23 protein-coding genes and 1 pseudogene are annotated in these 19,699 nt (G+C 33.9%); 10 read left to right on the top strand and 14 right to left on the bottom strand.

The genetic code is table 11. The features are described 5' to 3' along the window. Positions 1–670 precede the first annotated feature (670 nt). From TERY_RS19315 to TERY_RS19305, 10 genes are all read right to left on the bottom strand, one after another. Entirely contained in the window at positions 671–862 is a 192-nt protein-coding gene (locus tag TERY_RS19315) for a hypothetical protein (protein WP_044136931.1), read from the bottom strand. A 14-nt stretch (positions 863–876) separates the two neighbouring features. Further along, positions 877–1,023 carry a hypothetical protein gene (locus TERY_RS33620; protein WP_155994510.1) on the bottom strand — a complete coding sequence of 49 codons (147 nt, stop codon included), beginning with the start codon at positions 1,021–1,023 and terminating at the stop codon, positions 877–879. A gap of 14 nt (positions 1,024–1,037) precedes the next feature. Continuing rightward, complete coding sequence (locus TERY_RS33615; protein WP_155994509.1) at positions 1,038–1,184, bottom strand: hypothetical protein; 147 nt, start codon at positions 1,182–1,184, stop codon at positions 1,038–1,040. A gap of 14 nt (positions 1,185–1,198) precedes the next feature. After that, positions 1,199–1,345, bottom strand: coding sequence for a hypothetical protein (locus tag TERY_RS33610; RefSeq protein WP_155994508.1), 147 nt, complete (start codon positions 1,343–1,345; stop codon positions 1,199–1,201). A 14-nt stretch (positions 1,346–1,359) separates the two neighbouring features. After that, positions 1,360–1,506, bottom strand: coding sequence for a hypothetical protein (locus tag TERY_RS33605; RefSeq protein WP_155994507.1), 147 nt, complete (start codon positions 1,504–1,506; stop codon positions 1,360–1,362). A 14-nt stretch (positions 1,507–1,520) separates the two neighbouring features. Continuing rightward, positions 1,521–1,667 carry a hypothetical protein gene (locus tag TERY_RS33600; RefSeq protein WP_155994506.1) on the bottom strand — a complete coding sequence of 49 codons (147 nt, stop codon included), beginning with the start codon at positions 1,665–1,667 and terminating at the stop codon, positions 1,521–1,523. Positions 1,668–1,681: 14 nt separating this feature from the next. Beyond that, positions 1,682–1,828, bottom strand: coding sequence for a hypothetical protein (locus TERY_RS33595; RefSeq protein WP_155994506.1), 147 nt, complete (start codon positions 1,826–1,828; stop codon positions 1,682–1,684). Between the two features lie 14 nt (positions 1,829–1,842). Continuing rightward, entirely contained in the window at positions 1,843–1,989 is a 147-nt protein-coding gene (locus tag TERY_RS33590) for a hypothetical protein (protein ID WP_155994505.1), read from the bottom strand. Between the two features lie 124 nt (positions 1,990–2,113). After that, positions 2,114–2,881, bottom strand: a complete 768-nt coding sequence (locus TERY_RS19310; RefSeq protein ID WP_011613367.1) for a KGK domain-containing protein — start codon at positions 2,879–2,881, stop codon at positions 2,114–2,116. Positions 2,882–3,072: 191 nt separating this feature from the next. Then, on the bottom strand, positions 3,073–5,517 hold the full coding sequence (locus tag TERY_RS19305) for a dynamin family protein (protein ID WP_011613366.1): 2,445 nt from the start codon (positions 5,515–5,517) through the stop codon (positions 3,073–3,075). A 431-nt stretch (positions 5,518–5,948) separates the two neighbouring features. Between TERY_RS19305 and TERY_RS19300 the strand changes: the two genes are divergently transcribed. From TERY_RS19300 to TERY_RS19290, 5 genes are all read left to right on the top strand, one after another. After that, complete coding sequence (locus TERY_RS19300) at positions 5,949–6,647, top strand: glutathione S-transferase N-terminal domain-containing protein (protein ID WP_011613365.1); 699 nt, start codon at positions 5,949–5,951, stop codon at positions 6,645–6,647. 87 nt (positions 6,648–6,734) lie between these two features. Further along, positions 6,735–6,887: a hypothetical protein gene (locus TERY_RS33585; protein WP_155994504.1), complete on the top strand. Its 153-nt coding sequence runs from the start codon at positions 6,735–6,737 to the stop codon at positions 6,885–6,887. 274 nt (positions 6,888–7,161) lie between these two features. Then, complete coding sequence (locus tag TERY_RS25740; protein WP_052845845.1) at positions 7,162–7,359, top strand: hypothetical protein; 198 nt, start codon at positions 7,162–7,164, stop codon at positions 7,357–7,359. A gap of 1,232 nt (positions 7,360–8,591) precedes the next feature. Continuing rightward, positions 8,592–8,711 carry a hypothetical protein gene (locus TERY_RS33580; RefSeq protein ID WP_155994503.1) on the top strand — a complete coding sequence of 40 codons (120 nt, stop codon included), beginning with the start codon at positions 8,592–8,594 and terminating at the stop codon, positions 8,709–8,711. Positions 8,712–8,766: 55 nt separating this feature from the next. Next, the gene (locus TERY_RS19290) at positions 8,767–9,456 is read left to right on the top strand and encodes a hypothetical protein (protein WP_011613364.1); all 690 of its coding nucleotides are present in this window, start codon (positions 8,767–8,769) and stop codon (positions 9,454–9,456) included. A gap of 379 nt (positions 9,457–9,835) precedes the next feature. Here TERY_RS19290 and TERY_RS19285 read toward each other — a convergent pair whose 3' ends face one another. After that, positions 9,836–10,837 (bottom strand): DnaJ C-terminal domain-containing protein, encoded by a 1,002-nt coding sequence (locus tag TERY_RS19285; RefSeq protein WP_011613363.1) that lies wholly within the window; start codon positions 10,835–10,837, stop codon positions 9,836–9,838. 387 nt (positions 10,838–11,224) lie between these two features. Continuing rightward, a complete protein-coding gene (gene dnaK / locus TERY_RS19280; protein ID WP_011613362.1) occupies positions 11,225–13,237 on the bottom strand; it encodes a molecular chaperone DnaK in 2,013 nt (670 codons plus the stop codon). 338 nt (positions 13,238–13,575) lie between these two features. Between dnaK and pds the strand changes: the two genes are divergently transcribed. The 3 genes from pds to TERY_RS19265 all read left to right on the top strand — a co-directional run bounded on the left by pds (position 13,576) and on the right by TERY_RS19265 (position 17,610). Then, positions 13,576–14,955: a 15-cis-phytoene desaturase gene (gene pds, locus TERY_RS19275; protein ID WP_011613361.1), complete on the top strand. Its 1,380-nt coding sequence runs from the start codon at positions 13,576–13,578 to the stop codon at positions 14,953–14,955. A 62-nt stretch (positions 14,956–15,017) separates the two neighbouring features. Continuing rightward, positions 15,018–15,956, top strand: coding sequence for a 15-cis-phytoene synthase CrtB (gene crtB / locus TERY_RS19270; protein WP_044137848.1), 939 nt, complete (start codon positions 15,018–15,020; stop codon positions 15,954–15,956). A 1,387-nt stretch (positions 15,957–17,343) separates the two neighbouring features. Further along, positions 17,344–17,610 carry a tetratricopeptide repeat protein gene (locus TERY_RS19265; RefSeq protein ID WP_155994502.1) on the top strand — a complete coding sequence of 89 codons (267 nt, stop codon included), beginning with the start codon at positions 17,344–17,346 and terminating at the stop codon, positions 17,608–17,610. A gap of 39 nt (positions 17,611–17,649) precedes the next feature. On the opposite strand, the pseudogene TERY_RS37465 reads toward TERY_RS19265, so the two are convergent. Together TERY_RS37465 and TERY_RS37460 are read right to left on the bottom strand one after the other, a co-directional pair. Beyond that, positions 17,650–18,108: pseudogene (locus TERY_RS37465) on the bottom strand (transposase family protein); the annotation flags it as partial. 110 nt (positions 18,109–18,218) lie between these two features. Further along, positions 18,219–18,371, bottom strand: coding sequence for a helix-turn-helix domain-containing protein (locus tag TERY_RS37460; protein WP_370497287.1), 153 nt, complete (start codon positions 18,369–18,371; stop codon positions 18,219–18,221). A gap of 421 nt (positions 18,372–18,792) precedes the next feature. On the opposite strand from TERY_RS37460, the gene TERY_RS35410 reads away from it, so the two are divergent. Together TERY_RS35410 and TERY_RS35405 are read left to right on the top strand one after the other, a co-directional pair. Continuing rightward, the gene (locus TERY_RS35410; protein WP_370497285.1) at positions 18,793–18,966 is read left to right on the top strand and encodes a glycoside hydrolase family 99-like domain-containing protein; all 174 of its coding nucleotides are present in this window, start codon (positions 18,793–18,795) and stop codon (positions 18,964–18,966) included. Continuing rightward, positions 18,918–19,088: a glycoside hydrolase family 99-like domain-containing protein gene (locus tag TERY_RS35405; protein ID WP_196797124.1), complete on the top strand. Its 171-nt coding sequence runs from the start codon at positions 18,918–18,920 to the stop codon at positions 19,086–19,088. The genes TERY_RS35410 and TERY_RS35405 overlap by 49 nt, the downstream gene beginning before the upstream one ends. The last annotated feature ends 611 nt before the right edge of the window (positions 19,089–19,699 follow it).

Genomic DNA, 19,699 nt, shown 5'->3' with positions numbered 1-19,699 from the left:
AATAAATTAAAAATCAAAACTATTAAAAGTTAAGTTTTTCTCCCTAACTATCTTTTTATCTAATTTTTTTACTAACTGATTAATTTGAAAGGTTGTACTTTTGATTATTTGGGATTGATTTTTACGAAGCTCTTATTCCACTCAGATAACTTAATCATGTCTGTAATTTTCAAATTTGTTTCCCATATAATTTTTCTCTTTCACTTAATATATATAAATATATATAACCCATCTGGTATCTCTTACGTTGATTTTTATTTCTACAAAATTCGTGCTCCCTGATAAATTATGCTATTTGTGTTGAATAAAAAATCATACATATAGGCGAACAACCCCATCTAACCTTATTATATAAAAAAAATTGTGAGAATGCAACTAGTAATACCTTTTATCTGTAATTTTTAGAGCTTGATAAAATGAAAATATTTATGATTTTCCACTGAAAAAGAGAAGAAGAATGGATGGAAAGGTTTAATGATAAAAAAATCACCATTTCTTTTTAGGAGCTTTTTAAGATGAAAATTTATCAACAATATTTAATTCTTTTTCTGGACTAGTAAAATTAGTTGAACAAAAAATCATACACTTGTACGAGTTAGCCCTTACACTTATAAAGATATCACAAAAATTGTGAAGATGCAATTAAAAATATCTTTGAAGCGCGATTTTTTTAGGAGCTTTCAATAACGAAAATATTTGTAGCTTTCCACTGAGTACGAACTGGGAAAAAATATCCATTACTTCTCAGAATTTTGGAGGGAGCTAGTAAATATGTAGGGAGAGAGAATGTCTGACATAAATCAAATTTTTCCCAGAAAGTTTCTGCAGGTTTTCCTGTTTTCTCCAGAAAATTTTTAGCCATCAGTTTTTAGTGGTTTATATTGATTTTCCAGATAAATTTACTCCCAGAATTTTGGAGGGAGCTAGTAAATATGTAGGGAGAGAGAATGTCTGACATAAATCAAATTTTTTCCAGAAAGTTTCTACAGGTTTTCCTGTTTTCTCCTGAAAATTTTTAGCCATCAGTTTTTAGTGGTTTATATTGATTTTCCAGATAAATTTACTCCCAGAATTTTGGAGGGAGCTAGTAAATATGTAGGGAGAGAGAATGTCTGACATAAATCAAATTTTTCCCAGAAAGTTTCTGCAGGTTTTCCTGTTTTCTCCAGAAAATTTTTAGCCATCAGTTTTTAGTGGTTTATATTGATTTTCCAGATAAATTTACTCCCAGAATTTTGGAGGGAGCTAGTAAATATGTAGGGAGAGAGAATGTCTGACATAAATCAAATTTTTTCCAGAAAGTTTCTACAGGTTTTCCTGTTTTCTCCAGAAAATTTTTAGCCATCAGTTTTTAGTGGTTTATATTGATTTTCCAGATAAATTTACTCCCAGAATTTTGGAGGGAGCTAGTAAATATGTAGGGAGAGAGAATGTCTGACATAAATCAAATTTTTCCCAGAAAGTTTCTGTAGGTTTTCCTGTTTTCTCCTGAAAATTTTTAGCCATCAGTTTTTAGCGGTTTATATTGATTTTCCAGATAAATTTACTCCCAGAATTTTGGAGGGAGCTAGTAAATATGTAGGGAGAGAGAATGTCTGACATAAATCAAATTTTTTCCAGAAAGTTTCTGTAGGTTTTCCTGTTTTCTCCAGAAAATTTTTAGCCATCAGTTTTTAGTGGTTTATATTGATTTTCCAGATAAATTTACTCCCAGAATTTTGGAGGGAGCTAGTAAATATGTAGGGAGAGAGAATGTCTGACATAAATCAAATTTTTTCCAGAAAGTTTCTGTAGGTTTTCCTGTTTTCTCCAGAAAATTTTTAGCCATCAGTTTTTAGCGGTTTATATTGATTTTCCAGATAAATTTACTCCCAGAATTTTGGAGGGAGCTAGTAAATATGTAGGGAGAGAGAATGTCTGACATAAATCAAATTTTTCCCAGAAAGTTTCTGTAGGTTTTCCTGTTTTCTCCAGAAAATTTTTAGCCATCAGTTTTTAGTGGTTTATATTGATTTTCCAGATAAATTTACTCCCAGAATTTTGGAGGGAGCTAGTAAATATGTAGGGAGAGAGAATGTCTGACATAAATCAAATTTTTCCCAGAAAGTTTCTACTAATTTTCCTGATGAAATTTTTGCCGTAAGTCATCAAGTGGAGATAGTTCAGTTTCCAGATATTCTGAATTATTATCGCCATAATTTTCCTCTTTATTTTCTGAGTTACTTAATTTATTTTCTTCTATTTCTTCTTGAGGCTTATCAAGGTAAAACTTGACAGGAAATTCAAAATGAAATTTTCCTTTTTGCCAACCTTGAGTGCCTACTCTCAAAACTTCACACCTTAAACTTGGATAAAAGAATTCATGCTTTATGACAGGATTAATATTTAGTAACTTGATAATTGATCCTTGTAATTGATTAACTGTCATATATAAATATTGAAAGTTATAGTTTAGATTTAAATTTGTTCCTATACTTTGATCAACTTGAATAACTTCATCCCCTTCCAAAAATTCTGAATTATTATTGCCATAATTTTCTGCTTGATTTTCTTCTATTTTTTCTTCAAGTTCATCAGGGTAAAATTTGACAGTAAATTCGACCTTTAATTTCCCTTTTTTCCAGCTTTTGGCATCAGGTTTCAAAATCCAAACATCGAAACTATAATCAAATAGTTTATTTCGTATCTCAACAAGATAGCGATGAGATATATCAGGAGAAAACTTGTGGATAATTTCAGTTTTTAACTGCTCAATTGTTAGGCACAAATATTCAAGTTCATTTCTATCCAAGCTCAAAAAATCACAATAATTTGCATCAATTTTCACAACATCATGCAAATTCAACACAACAAACTTTTCATGATCTAAATTTTGTGACATATTTAATTCTTCTATTTCCAATAAATTAGCATCTAATTGTAGGATATCTGTTGAGACATCCTACAGTTTTCTGTGATATAAAAAATGCTCTTAGCAGTTATTTAGGTAATTACTAATGACTAAATATTTACTAAAAAATATCTCTAAATATTCACATTAATCTGTTTACCTAAATCGCCAATAGACCACATTTACTCACCTTCCAATAACTTCTCATCCTCATTACTTAGTACCTCCAAATTTTCCTCACCTTTGCCAAAATTAAAATCAGAAATGATTGGCAACTGTCGCTCATTCAACAACATCACCTGTAGACAACTATTAATAGAAGAAACTGCTTGATTATAAACCTTAACCTTCTCATCTACCTCAGCTTGTAAACGTAAATTTCTTTGAATTTTCTCTCCAGCTTCCGCCTCTAAACTTTGCTCTAAATATTTCCGAGCTTGATTATATTGCTGCATAATATCTTCCCCTTTTTTTTCAGCCATTGGTAATAAATTAGTCTTCAAAGTTTGATTCACAGTTTGTCGAAAAGTTTGCCGAATAGTCTGAGAAACTTTTGGCTCAAAATCTAACTTCAACAACTGTCTAATTGCAGGTTCCGCCTCCACCATACTGCTACAGTCAAAACTTTGAGAAGTCTGTAACAAAGTCTGCCGAAACTGATAGATAGAAAAAGTTCCTTCATCATAAAAACGCGGACTTTCTCGCACAAATCTATCACATTCTATTCGCGCTGCACTTATTAATGCCGTACTAACCTTTTTTTCTACCTCTTTTAAACATTTTTCAATTCCTCCATCATTACCTAACAAACGATAGAGTTGCCGATAATATTCTGACTTGCGAATTCGGTCAACTAAACCTTGAAAAAATCCAGTTATTACTGACTGAGTAGAGTCAACTAAAATATCCTCTAATTGATTTGCTAAATAATAAAGTGCTTCAACTAAAACTGCCAATAAAGGAGCCGTTGCATTCCGTGGATGATTAACAGTTGCCCGACTATAAGCAGCCTCTACAGAAAAAGTATCTAACAGTTCATCTAAACGACGAATCATTCGAGATTGAAGTTGATTAAAATCTGCTTCAAAAGCATCATATTTATTTGTAACTAGTAAATTTACTTCCTCAGTAATATGTTGATTAAATCCTTCGCCCACCTCCTGAAGTTGAAAATTTAATAATGATAATTCCTGAGCTTTCATTGCCTCTATTTCTTGAGGTTGACTTGCTAAGTCTCGCTGAGTTGCCAAATAATTTTTCTGTAACTGTATACAAATATTTTGTAAATCATCAGCCAAATTTGCAAATAATTGTGGGCGTTTTTCTTCCTTTAAATATCGAGTAATTCCATCCCTAAATTCTTCTATACCACTATCAATTATTAATTGTTTGATTAATGGTTTACCCCAGTCCGCTAAAATCCTGACATAATTTTCATTAGGTGACTCAAAACCATTAATACTGACCCGAAAATTACTCGGCAACTTGCGAGAAGTGCCACAATAATTATTAAAAGCATAAACAAATTGAGGTGTTTCTTCCTCTCCATCTAAACCTTTAATACTATTAGCAAATATACTATCTAAACCAAAGCGCTCCCGCCCGCTTGTATCCTTAATTAAACTACCATAAAAACCTAATAAGCCACTAGTTTTATAAATCCTTTTTGTATCTCGAAAATCAGAAATAATCAAATTGTCTAATCGTTGTCTAAGTTGAGAATTGTACCAAGTTTCATCTATACGGTTAAAGACATAAAAAACCCGATCTCTAATACCAGGATTTTCTCGCATTTTCTCTAACAGTTCCGTTTCTTCTATTGTCATATCTCCTGCAGCAGCAGCTTTTAAAATACAGACAACTGCAGAAGTTTCTGGGTTTTCTATTTTGTCATAAGTAACTTGAGCATCTTTCTCTACAGGAGCATCAATTCCTGGGGTATCAATAATAATATTGCCATCTTCTAATAAAGGATGATGACAATAATATTCTACGCGCTTCAACACAGAACTATTCATTCCTCTTCTGGCATAACTTGCTGCTTCTTTTAGGTTAGAAAAGTCGAACTGTTCCATTGAATAAATAGCATTTTCAATAGGATTAATATATTCTTTATTTGTCTCAACACCATCCACTAATAATTTTAATGCTTTTGCTTGCTTGGCACGTTCCGATTTATTTTCTCCTCCTTCATTTTTAATAATTGCTTTGCATTGTTCCCGGATAATTCCAATTACTTCTGATTGTTCAATATTGGGATTAGATTCTAAACCTAATTGCTGTCGTAAAATTCTTACCTGTTCTTGAATTTCAGCTCTGCTTAAAAATGTCAAAATTACTCTTTCTTTTTCTGGTTCAGCATATTCGATATAGCATTCTGTTCCTGTTGCATGACCTTCAGCACTATAAAGTAATTCTCTCCCTAATAAAGCATTAATTAACATCGACTTTCCTGCACTAAAAGCTCCGGCAAATACTATTTCAAACTTTGGGGAAATTACTTTATTTAAGGAAGAACGAACTGCTGTTGTATCTTGTTGTCTAAGAGTAGGCTCTTGATATAATAGTTGAAGTAGTATACCTACCTGATTTTCTAAGTCTTGACATTGAGTTGGAATTGTGTTCATTTTTCCTTGATGGTATTAGTAATTCTCTACTATTTTAGTATATAAGTAGTCATCTCAGTTATCGGTGACTAGCTATGATTTAATAGTTAATAGTCAATAGTTAATAGTACATCTTGCTAAATTAGGGTCTCTATTGCTATTAGGACTTATATAGTTTTTTTCAAGCTACTAACCTACAGTTTTTTCTTCATTTTTGATTCCCAAAACCCTAATTATTACCTTGTGGCAACCTTGTAAATAACATCAGTACTACTCCCTAAAACAAATGATAAACTTTATATCTAATTATTCATTGATGACTAAAAAGTAGCTAATTATTGCTATAATAAATACTTTATTTATTTATTTTGAGCAATAAATAAGTTTAGTAAAAAGCAAAAAATATGATATAGTTAATCATATATTTACAAATTATAAAGGTTAAATAATCTATGGTAATTAAACTTTACGACTTGGTTGCTGCAGAAGAAAATAGAGCTTTCAGTCCCTTTTGTTGGAGAATTCGTATGGCTTTAGCACACAAAAATTTAGAAGTAAAAATTATACCTTGGCGACTGACAGAAAAAGAGGCGATCGCTTTCTCTAATCAGGAGACAGTTCCTGTAATTGTTGATGGAAATAAGGGAGATAAAGTAGTTGCAGATTCTTGGAATATTGCTAATTACTTAGAGGAAACTTATCCAGATAAACCTTCTTTATTTGGCAGTTATGAAGCCAAATCTCAAACGATGTTTATCGACTCTTGGAATAGCAGCTTATTAGGAATTTTAGCTCCAATAGTTTTATACGATGTATTTGAAAATATTGATCCAAAAGACCAGCCTTATTTTCGAGAAAGTCGTGAAAGTTTTTTGGGTAAGTCTCTAGAAGAATTTAAGGATGTTACAGAAAACCAAATTAATAATTTTCAAAGTTTTCTAGAGCCTTTAAGAAACACTATCAGTCAGCAATTTTTCTTAGCAGGAGAAACACCAAACTATGCTGATTATCTAGTATTTTCTACTTTTCAATTTGCTCGTGCTATGTCTCCTAAAAAACTCTTAGAAACTAGCGATCCAGTTTATGCTTGGCGAGAAAAAATGCTCGATTTATTTGATGGCATAGGACGGAAAAATCTGGGTTTTAATTAAAAAAAATAGACAAAAATTGGAGTTTTTTTAATTATGACTCTTGATTTATATTACTGGGCGACCTCTAACGGTTAGAAAATAAGTATAATGCTCGAAGAAACAGAAACTCCCTATAATTTAATTCTTGTTAATATTATGACTGGAGGTAAATTTCAACCAAAGTTTATCAAAGTTAGTCCTAACGATAACATGTCTGTTATTGTTGACCGGAAAATTGTTGTCTCAAGACTTCTCTTCTAAGGAGATAAAAAAAGATAATATTCTTTATCTCAAGCCTCTAACTTCAGCTAGAGGTACTGATAACTGATAAATAATCACTTAAATGGCTCCAACAAACCTAATGGTAATCCTATTTCTATCTTTTAATCAGGAGCTATTTTGCTTTATTTAGCATAAAAAAAAGATCGCTTTCTTCCTAAAAAAAACATGAGAATACTACCAGTTATTCTATGGTTAATTTTGTAAGTAGGTGTTGTTATACCGATGCCAGGAAAAGCTCATAATTTTAGTCAATATGCAAAAAAAAAATTCCTATGTCATTGAAAGATATACAAATGAAACATCTAGTTTGTATCGAGTTTTAGATAAACAACTATCCAAACTTGAATATGTAGCGGGAGATTATTCCATCGCTGATATGGCAATATATCCTTGGATAGTACCTCAGGAAAAACCAGGACAAAATTTAGCAAACTTTCCTCATTTAAAGTAATGCTTTAAAACAGTTGGTCAGCGACCTGGGGTAAGTTGTGGTTTAACAGTTTTAAGTAAGAGTCGGATGCAAAATGTGGATGCAAAAGCAAAGGAAAATCTTTTCGGCGCTCGTCAGTTTCAGCAGTAATTAATTATTAGTTTTTATTGGAATATTTATTAATGGATAATGGATAATTAATCATGAATAATTACCTCCGGTTAAAATTAAGAGGATTTAAGCAAATGCGGAAATATTATTTCTTTTTGATCCTTAAAAATAGGTTTTAAGCCTTTGGGGATTAATTATTAATTATCTATTGGTAAGTATTTTTATGCCCTCAAAATTTCTGTAGAGATGCTTTCTAGAATGTCTCTACAAATATGATTCAAGCTACTAACTTTTATCAAAAAAAAATCTTCAATCTGCCAATTTTTTTAAAGATACTCTTTTACAGAGTTTTGTCTAAAGAATATCTAAAAAAATAGGAAAAATCTATATCATTTTCTGGAGCTTATAAAAAAACGTCCAAGTAGTTAGAGTTGCACCCCGGAAAAAATTGTGATACTATTTACATAGTGGGGTTAACTTGTACCTAAGCATGACTTTTTATTCAACTAAAACTATATCTTTAGGCAAAAAAAAAATCCATCAGGCTGTTATAGGCGATCGCCCTAAAATCATTTTCATTTTCTGAAGCTCATTAAAAACGTCGAGGTAGTTAGATTTGCACCCCGGAAAAAATTGTGATACTGTTTATATAGTGGGGTCAACTCGTACCTAAGCATGACTTTTTATTCAACTAAAACTATATCTTTAGGCAAAAAAAATCCATCAGGCTGTTATATGTGATGGGCATAAATCCATTATCATTTCCTGAAGCTCATTAAAAACGTCGAGGTAGTTAGATTTGCACCCCGGAAAAAATTGTGATACTGTTTATATAGTTGGGCTAACTCGTACCTAAGCATGACTTTTTATTCAACTAAAACTATATCTTTAGGCAAAAAAATCCATCAGGCTGTTATATGTGATGGGCATAAATCCATTATCATTTCCTGAAGCTCATTAAAAACGTCGAGGTAGTTAGATTTGCACCCCGGAAAAAATTGTGATACTGTTTATATAGTTGGGTTAATTTGCACCTAAGTATGACTTTTTATTCAACTTTTGACGATACTTTAGGGGAACCTGAACCAAGAACAGTTCTTCCATCACAGATTGCTATTCCTTTGGTTTAGGTTTCAGAAAGATTGAAAGAACCACCAATACTCAACTATGCTGATTATGTCTTAAGAAACTGGAGAAAACAAGATCCAACTGGAGATTTTACCACAAACAATCTTAAAAGTCTGGTTACATTTTCATTTTAGAAGATGAAGACCAATTCATAACTGTTCATGTAGCCTATGAAGCAGCTGCTAGGGAGTGTTATCGGCAAGGGATAAAAGCGATGAGCTAGCGGAGGAAAAAGATGCAGTTTCTCTAACTATTGTCTTACGAGAAATGGCTAATACGATTGTTAACATAAAAGATGTTTTTATGACTACAGAGAAGATTGTGTCTCCTGAAATTTTCAGAAAATACATCAGACAGTTTCTCAAGGGATGGCACAATAACCTTGAGCTTGTTTATCAAGGTACCGAGATTAATGCTTCAGTTCTCAGAGGAGAAACTGGTTCTAAAAGCATTGCAATGCCTTTATTAGATAGGATTATGGGTTGTATGTCTCTAGATCCTGTACAAAGAAAAATTCTTAACGAAAAACAAGAACTTCCTGTAGAGTTAGTTCTAGAAAATTACTACGGTTTTGTTAACTATATGCCAGCTCCTCATAGAAATTTTTTGGAAGAAACTTATCATAAGAGCCTAGTAAGAAACTTTGTCATGGACAATAATTCTCCAGATTTAAGAGAAGCTTACAATAACTGTATTGACAAAATTCTTTTGATGCGAACTAATCATTTAAAAATGATTCCTAAATACATATCTAATCCAGGTGAAAATAATAATACTGTTTATGGTACAGGTGGCACTTCTTACAGAACTTACCTAGGAACTCTCAGAAACGTAACAGAATCTGCGGCCATTAATAATAAAAATACAGCTAAAATTTAAAACTAAATACAATATCATATCTGTTCCCCTTAAATAGTTATAATTAAAGTTTGTAGTATTACTAGAGGAATACTACAAACAAAAACTTTTTTATCACTTATTATCCCAACATCATATAATTAGAGTTTACTGAAAAAGTTTTATGAGTAAGAATAGGAGTCAGGTATGGACATTTTGCTGCGCGACATGAAACGCATTTTTGTTATACAACATCCGTACAGGATAAATGTAAATTATAAAGGAGGTAGCAGAAAGAATTAGAAGAGTGATTTTTCCCTCATAGTGAGCCTTTAATCCTAACTTTTTAGGAATTTATGCTGCAGCAAGCAAAGTTATCATTGAGCAATAATTAGGGTTTACTGAACAGACACAAACCAAATTAAACAGGCAAATCTTTCCGTGGTTTAAGCCTCTCAACCTCCCGTAACTTCTGATAAATCTCCAACTCCTCTTCACTAAGCTTCTTCGGAGTTACAATCTTAATCTCCACCAACTGGTCCCCACGATCACCCATACCATCAGGATAACCCTTACTAGCAAGTCGTAAACGTTGACCAGAAACAACCCCCGCCGGTAACTTCATCCTCACCCAACCATCCAAAGTGGGAACCTCAATATCCCCACCCAAAACTGCCTCTACAGGAGTAATAGGTAACTCGCAGAAAATTTCTGCCCCCTGTAACTGATAAAAACCATGAGGAGCGATCGTAATCTTCAAATACAAATCTCCCCCACCAATACCCTGATTTTTCAGACGAACTTTTTGACCACTAACCATAGCTCTCGGCATATTTACCTCGATCGAACGCCCATCCTCCAAACGTATTTTCTCCACCCCTCCCACATAAGCTTTTTCCAAAGGCAAAGTCAATCTAGCCTCAATATCCTTTCTTAGCTCCTGTTCCGTTGCTTTATAAACAGCCTTTTTCTGACCAGGGCGATAAACACTTGATGACTGAGTTTTTGGTTTTGTTGCTGTTGCCGGAGTCTTAACTTCCCGACGACGACCCAACAATTGATCTACAAAAGTATTAAAATCTGAAAAATCACTAACATCAACATTCTTGTCTGACTTAACTCCATTGCCAGAAAGATTATCTCCCCAATTTCTAAAATCAGGAACTCGCATCCCCATCCTACTGGCAATTCCTTTTGGTTTCCAATATCGAATAAACTTATCGTACTCTAAACGTTTCTCTACATCCGATAAAATATCATAGGCTTCATTAATATCTTTAAACTTTTCTTCCGCCTCTTTACTTCCTGGATTTACATCTGGATGAAATTGTCGCGCTAATTTTCTATATGCTTTCTTAATTTCATCCACTGAAGCATCTTTAGAAATATCTAGAATCTGATAATAATTCCGAAAGTTTTGCATCTGCTAACTTAAACTTATAAATAACTTATTAATATTTTTAACTATAAATATTTTCTCTAAACTCTTGAAGCAAAATAGTACCAGATCTTAGACTTCTTAATTGAAGCCAAAATATAGTAATCAAAATACTACGCAAATAATTAAGGATATTGTTAAATCCTTACAAGCGCGGCCTTTTCAGAGGAAAAGCCTACAAGGGATATGAATCCGTGACTTTTAACTTGCGCGTAGCGCTATACCAATTCAGTTAAGATATTTTCAAATTATTACTTTTCATTTATAGCAATAACTTGACTCTTCAATTTTGAACACACCCGCATTTCATCTAAGGTATATATTGAAAGCCAGTGATCAACTATCTCTGGCCCCATCTAAAATCCACAATAGTTATAGCCAATCATCATCATCATCATCCCAATCTTGACTTTGATAATAACGATTAGCTCGATTAGAACTAACTCGATCAGGAGGACGACTATAAACCCTACTTTCATAATCATAACGTTCCCTATCCCTAGGGTTACGCTCTTCGCCAGATATTGTCCGGCGCACAGAGCCAAAGAAGTTATCATCATTTTCAGAGGAGGTATAAATTGAAACCTCACGTTTGAGATCGTAGAGAGCATCTTGTAAGTCAACTCCTACCCGATCAATACCCCGTTCATCATCCCGTTCCAAACTATCCCGCAGCTCCCTAATCAACATCTCAATGCGTTGACGACTTCTGGCTGCAAACTGCATACCATAATCCAAGGCTACCTCTCGCAGTTTTCGTTCTGCCTGAAAGGCCAAAGCCTCAGCCCGGTTACGCTTGTCCACTTGCTCCCGTTTAAGTCTGTCTGCTTCAGCAAATTTTTCCGCATCCTGAATCATCTGAGTAATTTCCTGCTGACTTAAAGTAGAAGCTCCTTGAATAGTAATACTTTGAGTTCTACCAGTAGTCTTATCCATTGCCGTCACCTGCAAAATACCATTAGCATCAACATCAAAAGATACTTGCACCTGTGGCACACCTCGTGGTGCAGGGGGAATACCAGTAAGCTTAAATTTTCCAAGAGACTTATTATCAGCAGCTATTTCTCGTTCTCCCTGAATCACATGAATCTCAACTAAAGTCTGATTATTTTCTGCAGTAGAAAAGATATCAGAACGTCTGACTGGAATAGTAGTATTCCGAGGAATAAGTTTTTTCATCACCCCCCCAATAGTTTCTAAACCCACAGACAATGGAGTAACATCCAAAAGCAGCACATCTCGCACATCACCAGCTAAAATACCAGCCTGAATAGCCGCTCCTACCGCCACAACCTCATCAGGGTTCACTCCCTGATTTGCTTCTCTATCTATAAGAGAATAAACTAAGTCTTGGACAAAAGGAATACGAGTTGAACCACCTACTAATACTACTTCATCAATCATAGAGGGATTAATACTAGCATCTTTTAAGGCCATTTTTACAGGACGTCGGATTCTAGAAACTAAATCTTCACAAAGTCCTTCAAATTGGGATCTAGTCAACCTAGTTTCCAGATGCTTAGGGCCATCTTCTGTAGCAGTAATAAAGGGAAGATTAACCTCTGTTACCCCAACCCCAGATAATTCAATTTTGGCTTTTTCGGCAGCTTCAGTCAGTCTTTGTAGAGCTTGACGGTCATTCCTTAAGTCTATTCCTTCTGACTCTAGAAATTGTTCAGCTAACCAGTCAACCACTCTTTGGTCAAAGTCATTACCCCCTAATTGAGTATCTCCACTGGTAGCCTTGACTTCAAATACTCCATCTCCTACTTCTAAAATTGAAACATCAAATGTACCTCCACCTAAGTCAAAAACTAGAATTAACTGATTTTCTGTACTTTCTAATCCATAGGCCAAAGATGCTGCCGTTGGTTCATTCAAAATACGTTTCACTTCTAAGCCCGCAATAGTCCCTGCATCGCGAGTAGCTTGTCTTTGGGAGTCATTAAAATATGCTGGTACAGTAATTACTGCTCCTGTTACCTCTTCTCCCAGATAACGACTTGCTTCATCTGCTAGTTTCCGCAGTATCATAGCTGATAGTTCTTCAGGAGCAAAATCTCGTTTCATTCGGGGACATTTGATTTTGATATTGCCGTATTCGTCCCGGCGAATTGTATATGGAACGCGCTTTGATTCTGGTGATAGTTCAGAGTATTTACGTCCAATATATCGTTTGACTCCGTAGAAGGTGTTCTGGGGATTCAGAACTATTTGCCTTCTGGCCATTTGTCCAACTATTCGTTCTCCTTCCTTTGTGAAGCCAACTACAGATGGTGTTGTCCGCATTCCTTCTAAGTTAGCTATCACTATTGGTTTTCCTCCTTCCATAACGGAAACAACGGAGTTTGTTGTACCCAGGTCTATGCCAACTACTTTGCCCATGCCTTAGTTTATTTGTTTGTCCTTTTATTAATTCTATTGTGTCAAATTCTTTGGTATTTTGAGGAAGGCCTCACTATCTCAATATATTGACTATAAATTGGCCTTTGGTTTGAGCCAATCTCTAGTCAAGCATTCTTACATTTTATTAGGATAATACAAATCTATTACTAATTTCGCTGTAACATAACCATATTTACATTGTTTTGTCAAAACTAAGGAGATAAATTAATTTTTAGAGAAATCAAAAATAACTTAATCAGGTCTTGCTGAATTGTGTAACAACTTGTAAAGTTATAATAAAAATAAGTAAATTTATTTAAGAGGTTTTTACCAAATAAATGCTAGTGGCAATCGCGGGAGCAGGTCTAGCAGGTCTTTCCTGTGCTAAATATTTGACAGATCTGGGCCATACCCCAATAGTCCTTGAAAGAAGGGACGTTCTTGGAGGTAAAGTAGCAGCCTGGAAGGACGAGGAGGGAGACTGGTACGAAACTGGTCTACATATATTCTTTGGAGCTTATCCAAATATGTTACAGCTATTTAAAGAGTTGGATATACAGGATAGGTTGCAATGGAAAGACCACACAATGATTTTTAATCAGCCAGATCAACCAGGAACATATTCTAGGTTTGATTTTCCCAATATTCCAGCACCAGTAAATGGCATAGCGGCAATTCTGGGCAATAATGATATGCTAACCTGGTTAGAAAAAATTAAGTTTGGCATAGGTTTAATTCCAGCTATGCTTCAAGGACAAAAATATGTAGAAAAAATGGACAAATACAGTTTTTCAGAATGGCTGAAAAAACAAAATGTCCCTCCAAAAGTGGAGAAAGAAGTCTTCATCGCCATGTCAAAAGCATTGAATTTTATCGGGCCAGAAGAAATATCCTCAACTGTTATTCTCACGGCTCTAAACCGTTTCCTCCAAGAGAAAAATGGTTCTAAAATGGCTTTTTTAGATGGTTCACCCACGGAGCGATTATGTCAACCTCTGGTAGAATATATTACTAAGGGAGGTGGGGAAGTATATCTAAACTCACCTATAAAAGAGTTTTTGCTGAACGACGATGGCACAGTTAGTGGATTCCTCATTAGAGGATTAGAAGCAGCAGAAGATAGAGTTATAAGTGTTGATGCTTATGTCTCAGCAATGCCCGTGGATCCCTTAAAGGTAATGTTACCATTACCCTGGCAACAGATGGAATATTTCCAAAAGCTCAAGGGTTTAGAAGGGGTACCAGTAATTAATCTGCATTTGTGGTTTGATCGCAAGCTCACAGATATAGATCATTTACTATTTTCACGCTCACCCCTACTCAGTGTTTATGCAGACATGAGTAATACCTGTCGCGAATATGCTAATCCCAATTGTTCCATGTTGGAGCTAGTATTAGCACCAGCTAAAGATTGGATTAGTAAATCTGAGCAAGAAATAGTCGCAGCAACAATGGCAGAGTTAGAAAAATTATTTCCGGCTCACTTTACAGGAGAAGATCCAGCTAAGTTGTTGAAATATCACGTCGTCAAAACACCCCGCTCTGTATATAAAGCTACCCCAGGTCGTCAAGACTGTCGCCCTTCTCAAGTAACTCCAATTGCCAATTTCTTCCTTACAGGAGATTATACAATGCAACGCTATCTAGCTAGCATGGAAGGAGCCGTACTTTCTGGCAAGCTGACAGCGCAGGCGATCGCAAAAGCAAAGCTACCCTAAAGCTTCTATTTACCCTGAATCTCATGCAAATCTGCAACGAACAACTCCAAAGCCAGCAAAGAATGCTGCCAAGCTCTAAATCTTCTCAGCGTATGACTTGTTCATCCCTGGTATCTATAGAAGATTCTTATGAGCTGTGCCGTCAAATCACAGCTACCTATTCTAAAACTTTTTACATGGGTACTCAGTTAATGCCAGAGGCTAAAAGTAAAGCAATCTGGGCAATTTATGTCTGGTGTCGTCGTACAGATGAACTGGTCGATGGACCCACGTCAAATACTACAACCACAGAAACTCTCCAAAAGTGGGAACAAAATCTTGAATCTATCTTTGCTGGCTATCCCTTAGAAGATGCAGATGTAGCATTGGTAGATACCTTATCTCGATTCCCCATAGATATACAACCATTTCGGGATATGATTGCAGGTCAGCAAATGGATCTGTACAGCAGTCGCTACCAAACATTTGAGGAACTGAAACTTTACTGTTATCGAGTCGCAGGTACAGTTGGTTTAATGACTATGCCAGTTATGGGAATAGAAACATCAAATGTTGCTGCTCCACAGAAGAGCCACCAACAATTTCAGTATCCTGCATCAGAGGCGATCGCCTTGGGAATTGCTAATCAACTTACAAATATTTTAAGAGATGTAGGAGAAGATGCTCGCCGGGGTAGGATTTATCTTCCTTTACAAGAGTTAGCTTTATTTGATTATACTGAAGAAGATTTATTGAATGGTGTAATTGATGAGCGTTGGCGAGAGTTGATGAAATTTCAGATTCATAGGGCGCGTAAATTTTTTGTTGATGCAGAGAGAGGTATTAAACGTTTAAGCCCTGATATTCGTTGGCCTGTTTGGTCAGCTTCTATGCTTTATAGTAAGATTTTGGATGCTATTGAGCATAATCAATATGATGTATTTAATCGTCGAGCCTACGTTTCTACCCCTCGCAAGTTTCTATGTTTGCCCATAGCATTTCTGAGGTCAAAAATCTTATAGAATTCATTTGGTATCTTTTTCAAGCTAAATTAGCTACTTCACCAAGCCATATAAGTAATTTCGACCTAGGTAATGGACTAGTGGAGGGTATTTGTGCCAATAAGGATTAAACCAAGAAGCTGTAAAGCTAATGATTAATCAATAGAGATATCAAATGGTTTCTATATAAAGCCTACTGATTCAATCTAAAAACTTGCACAGTAAGTATTTAAGCATCTTTAGAAAAAGAAATATTTACCTCTTTGAAGCTAAAATACAGCAATTTTCAGGCATCTATTTGCAGTAATTAAGTAGAAAAAAGTAGGCTAATCTAGGCCGACGCCAGAAAATTTTAAATGGTCACTTAAGAACCGACTATCCCCAGATAATCCCTAGCTTATGATGGCCATTTTAATTCTGTGGGAGTAATTTAAACTGGAACATGACTTACGTAAAGGCACTAGTTATAGTGTAAATCTCTGAAATAATCACTAAAAATACATCAGAGTTGTTTGGAAATAAAGATTTAAAATGCTCAAAAGTTTACTCTATAATGCTTTCAGGATTTTAATACTCAAAAGCACTATAAACCTGGACTTGTTTTAGGTTTTAGCTATTTTAAAAAAAAAGGCTAATATTATGTCCGGTAGCATCGGTATTGTATAGAGAAGGTAAGAAAGAAGGAAGAAGCTTTAAAAGGAAGAACAACCTTATATGACGATAGATATTGTCCAAACTTTTACACAAACGATATTAACGGACATAATATAAAACCAAAATTAAGTCAAAGCTTATAGTGTTTTTCAGTACTAAAATACTCAAAACCATTAATAGTAAGCTTTTGAGTCTTTTCAATTTTTATTTACCAATAACTCTACTAAATGCCTGTCATATATGAAGCTTTTATCATCAAATCCTCGGCTTGTCAAACAAGTAATCTAATACAGAAGAAAATACAAGGCTTGAACTCTTGAGCAACCTTATGATGCCGTTTGGCTGTGTATCATCTTTTTCTGGCTGTTTAGAGATTCCTGTAATATCAATTTTTACAACTCAAATAATAGTCACAAAAATATTTATAGCCTTCTCTACTAATTGAGACATACTGTAAAATGATTAAATTCTTTTTACTTTTAGGACTATAACTGCAAAAATCACTAATTGTACGTCACTGCTAATTTAGTTTTACTTCAACAATGAACTCTGAGCAAAAACGGAAGTGGGAAGACCCTTCACAAGCCTATCGTCAAACCTTGAAGTTGAAGCCAGATGAGATTTAGGTTCATCATAACTTAGATTTAGTTTTGGTTAATTTGGAGCAATTTGAAGAGGCTTATGAGTGTTTCAAGAAAGTTAGCTCGCTAAAATCTGATTTCTGGGATGTTAACAATAACAAGATCAAGTATACATAGCAATTGTAGCAAAAGCTAGGGGATTTTTATTCCAGCAGCAGCACTGGGAAGATGCGTTAGCTGTATATCTGCAAATGATTACTTTGAATTCAGATTTTGCCTGGAGGCATTTTAATTTGGGGCTGACTTTGAGGGAGATGGTTAAGTTTGAGGAGGCTATTGCTCCCCTAAAAAAGGGGATAGAATTAGACATCTCCAAAAATACTCAAACATTTATCCTAACTATCTTTAGTGGTGCGATCGCTACTTATGAAGATAGTTAATTTGTACAGTTTTATGGGCATCAGAGATACTTCGTGTTACTAATTCAAATATTTATTGTACTTTGATTTATTATTTTTATCTCGGCTTTTGATGGTTTTTACTAATATAAAAGAGCCAATTCTTAGTCGCACTAAACCACATATTGTTAAGATTACTTTTTGATAATTATTATCTTTTAATCTGAATCTTTCTCTAGCAATTCTAAATATTTTAATTAATCTTATTATATGTTCTACAAATATTCTCTTTCTGGCTTTTTCTTGATTTTATTCTTTGATTTCTAGCGGCATTTCTTTTTTTCTTGGTTTCTTTTTTGGTGTAGTAGTTCTTTCTACTCCTTCATCAGCTTTATCTCCTTGAAACTTTTGTTTTTTATCAAATTTATCCTGTTGTTTTCTTAATATTTTTACATCACTTACTGGACCTTTTTCTCCTACTATTACATCTACTATTTCTGTTCCTTTTGGTGTCGTTATTATTTGATTTTTAAAAGTATGATTTTTATTTTTTCATATTTTATATTTTTCTTGGTCTTTATATTCACTTGGTCTTTCTCTACTTTGTTCTGTACTATCTACAATTAATTCTAATTCTGTTAATATCTCCTTTACCCATTCCAATTCATTTTCTTTTTTTTTACTTGTTCTAATAAACTTGCTGGCAGTAATTCTCTGAGAATATCTATCCAGTAATGAAAAATATTATTAGCACTTGATTCACTTATACCAAAGTTAATTCCTAATGTTTGAAAAGTTGGTATTTGATGTAAATAAAATAACGTTAAAATTATTTCTTCTTCCTTTGTTAAATTCTTTTTTCTGACTCCACCTGCTTTAATTAATCTTTTTTCTGTTTTGGCGATCGCCTCCTTTTTCTCTGATTCTATTACTTAGGCCTTTGCTATTAATTTTATTAGCTGTTCATAAGTAATGCCAATAATTCTTTTTGTTTATTTTGGATGATTATAAATATATTCTAAAGTTGGATTCATTTGGGAGACTTTATACATAAATGGTTTTGATAATTTTACCTTATTTTCTATTTTGGAGATGTTTATTGAATCCTGAAATTACCCGTTTACATCAATTCCAAAAACTTAAAGTATAATCAAGTAGATAGATAGTTTAAAAACCGAGGCTCAAGTACGTTTAATTGCCTTTTTTCTTCCTTAGTTTCATCCAATTCCAGAAAATGATGAATGGTGGGGTAAAGTGTTTACAGAGTCGACAAATGTTACCAAAGCAAAACCACTGTTTGAAGGACATTATCAACCGAAACTACCTACTGATTTAGGATTTTACGATTTGTGCTTGTTAGAAGTGAGGGGTGCCCAAGCAAAATTAGAAAGAAAGTAAAGCATGGTATTAATGGTTTCTATTACTATTACTATTGGTTTGCAAGTAAGAGATTATTAGATAGACCAATTTTTGAGATTTTACACAGTCAACAACCTGATTTTTCTTTTTATCATTCTTAATTCAAGATATTAAATTAAGTAATCAAGATTGCTATCCTATTTGTTTTGATGCTCCTGTTATTAATGCTGAGTTTCAGCAATATTAGTACTTAGATATTTTTGGCTGGTGTTTCAGTAATTCTGGTAAAAAAGTAAAAAACATAAAAATATGTAGGTCTAGTCATATTTTTTTAGGAACTTTACTAATCAAGAATAACCACCATTATGTTGGTAAAATTTATCCACGATGTAAACATTTGGATGTAGAATTTAAGGATGCTATTAAGGCAGTTAATTTATTGCCTGATGACAAACAATATACTTTGGAAGTTTATACATTTTTGAAGAATGATAATTTTTTAAAACTGCTTATATTTATGTGGCTGTTCAGAAGAAAGAGATTGAAATAAAAATAAATAAAAAAGTTAAATTTAAAATTTGAAAGTTTGATGATCAAAAAGAGTTTAATATAAAAAAAATCATTAAATATATAGCAATCCTATTTTATTTGTTTGTCTTCAAATATACCTAATTTTTATTTAATAATGAACGCCCCTAATTCTATTCTAAAATTTAATCCAGGTGCTCCTATGCATGGTGGAGAAAAAGATTGCATATACATCTTCATATTT

This window comes from Trichodesmium erythraeum IMS101, assembly GCF_000014265.1.
GTDB lineage: Bacteria > Cyanobacteriota > Cyanobacteriia > Cyanobacteriales > Microcoleaceae > Trichodesmium > Trichodesmium erythraeum.
Note: the sequence above shows the minus strand (reverse complement) of the source record. Positions and strands in the feature narration are given on the sequence as shown.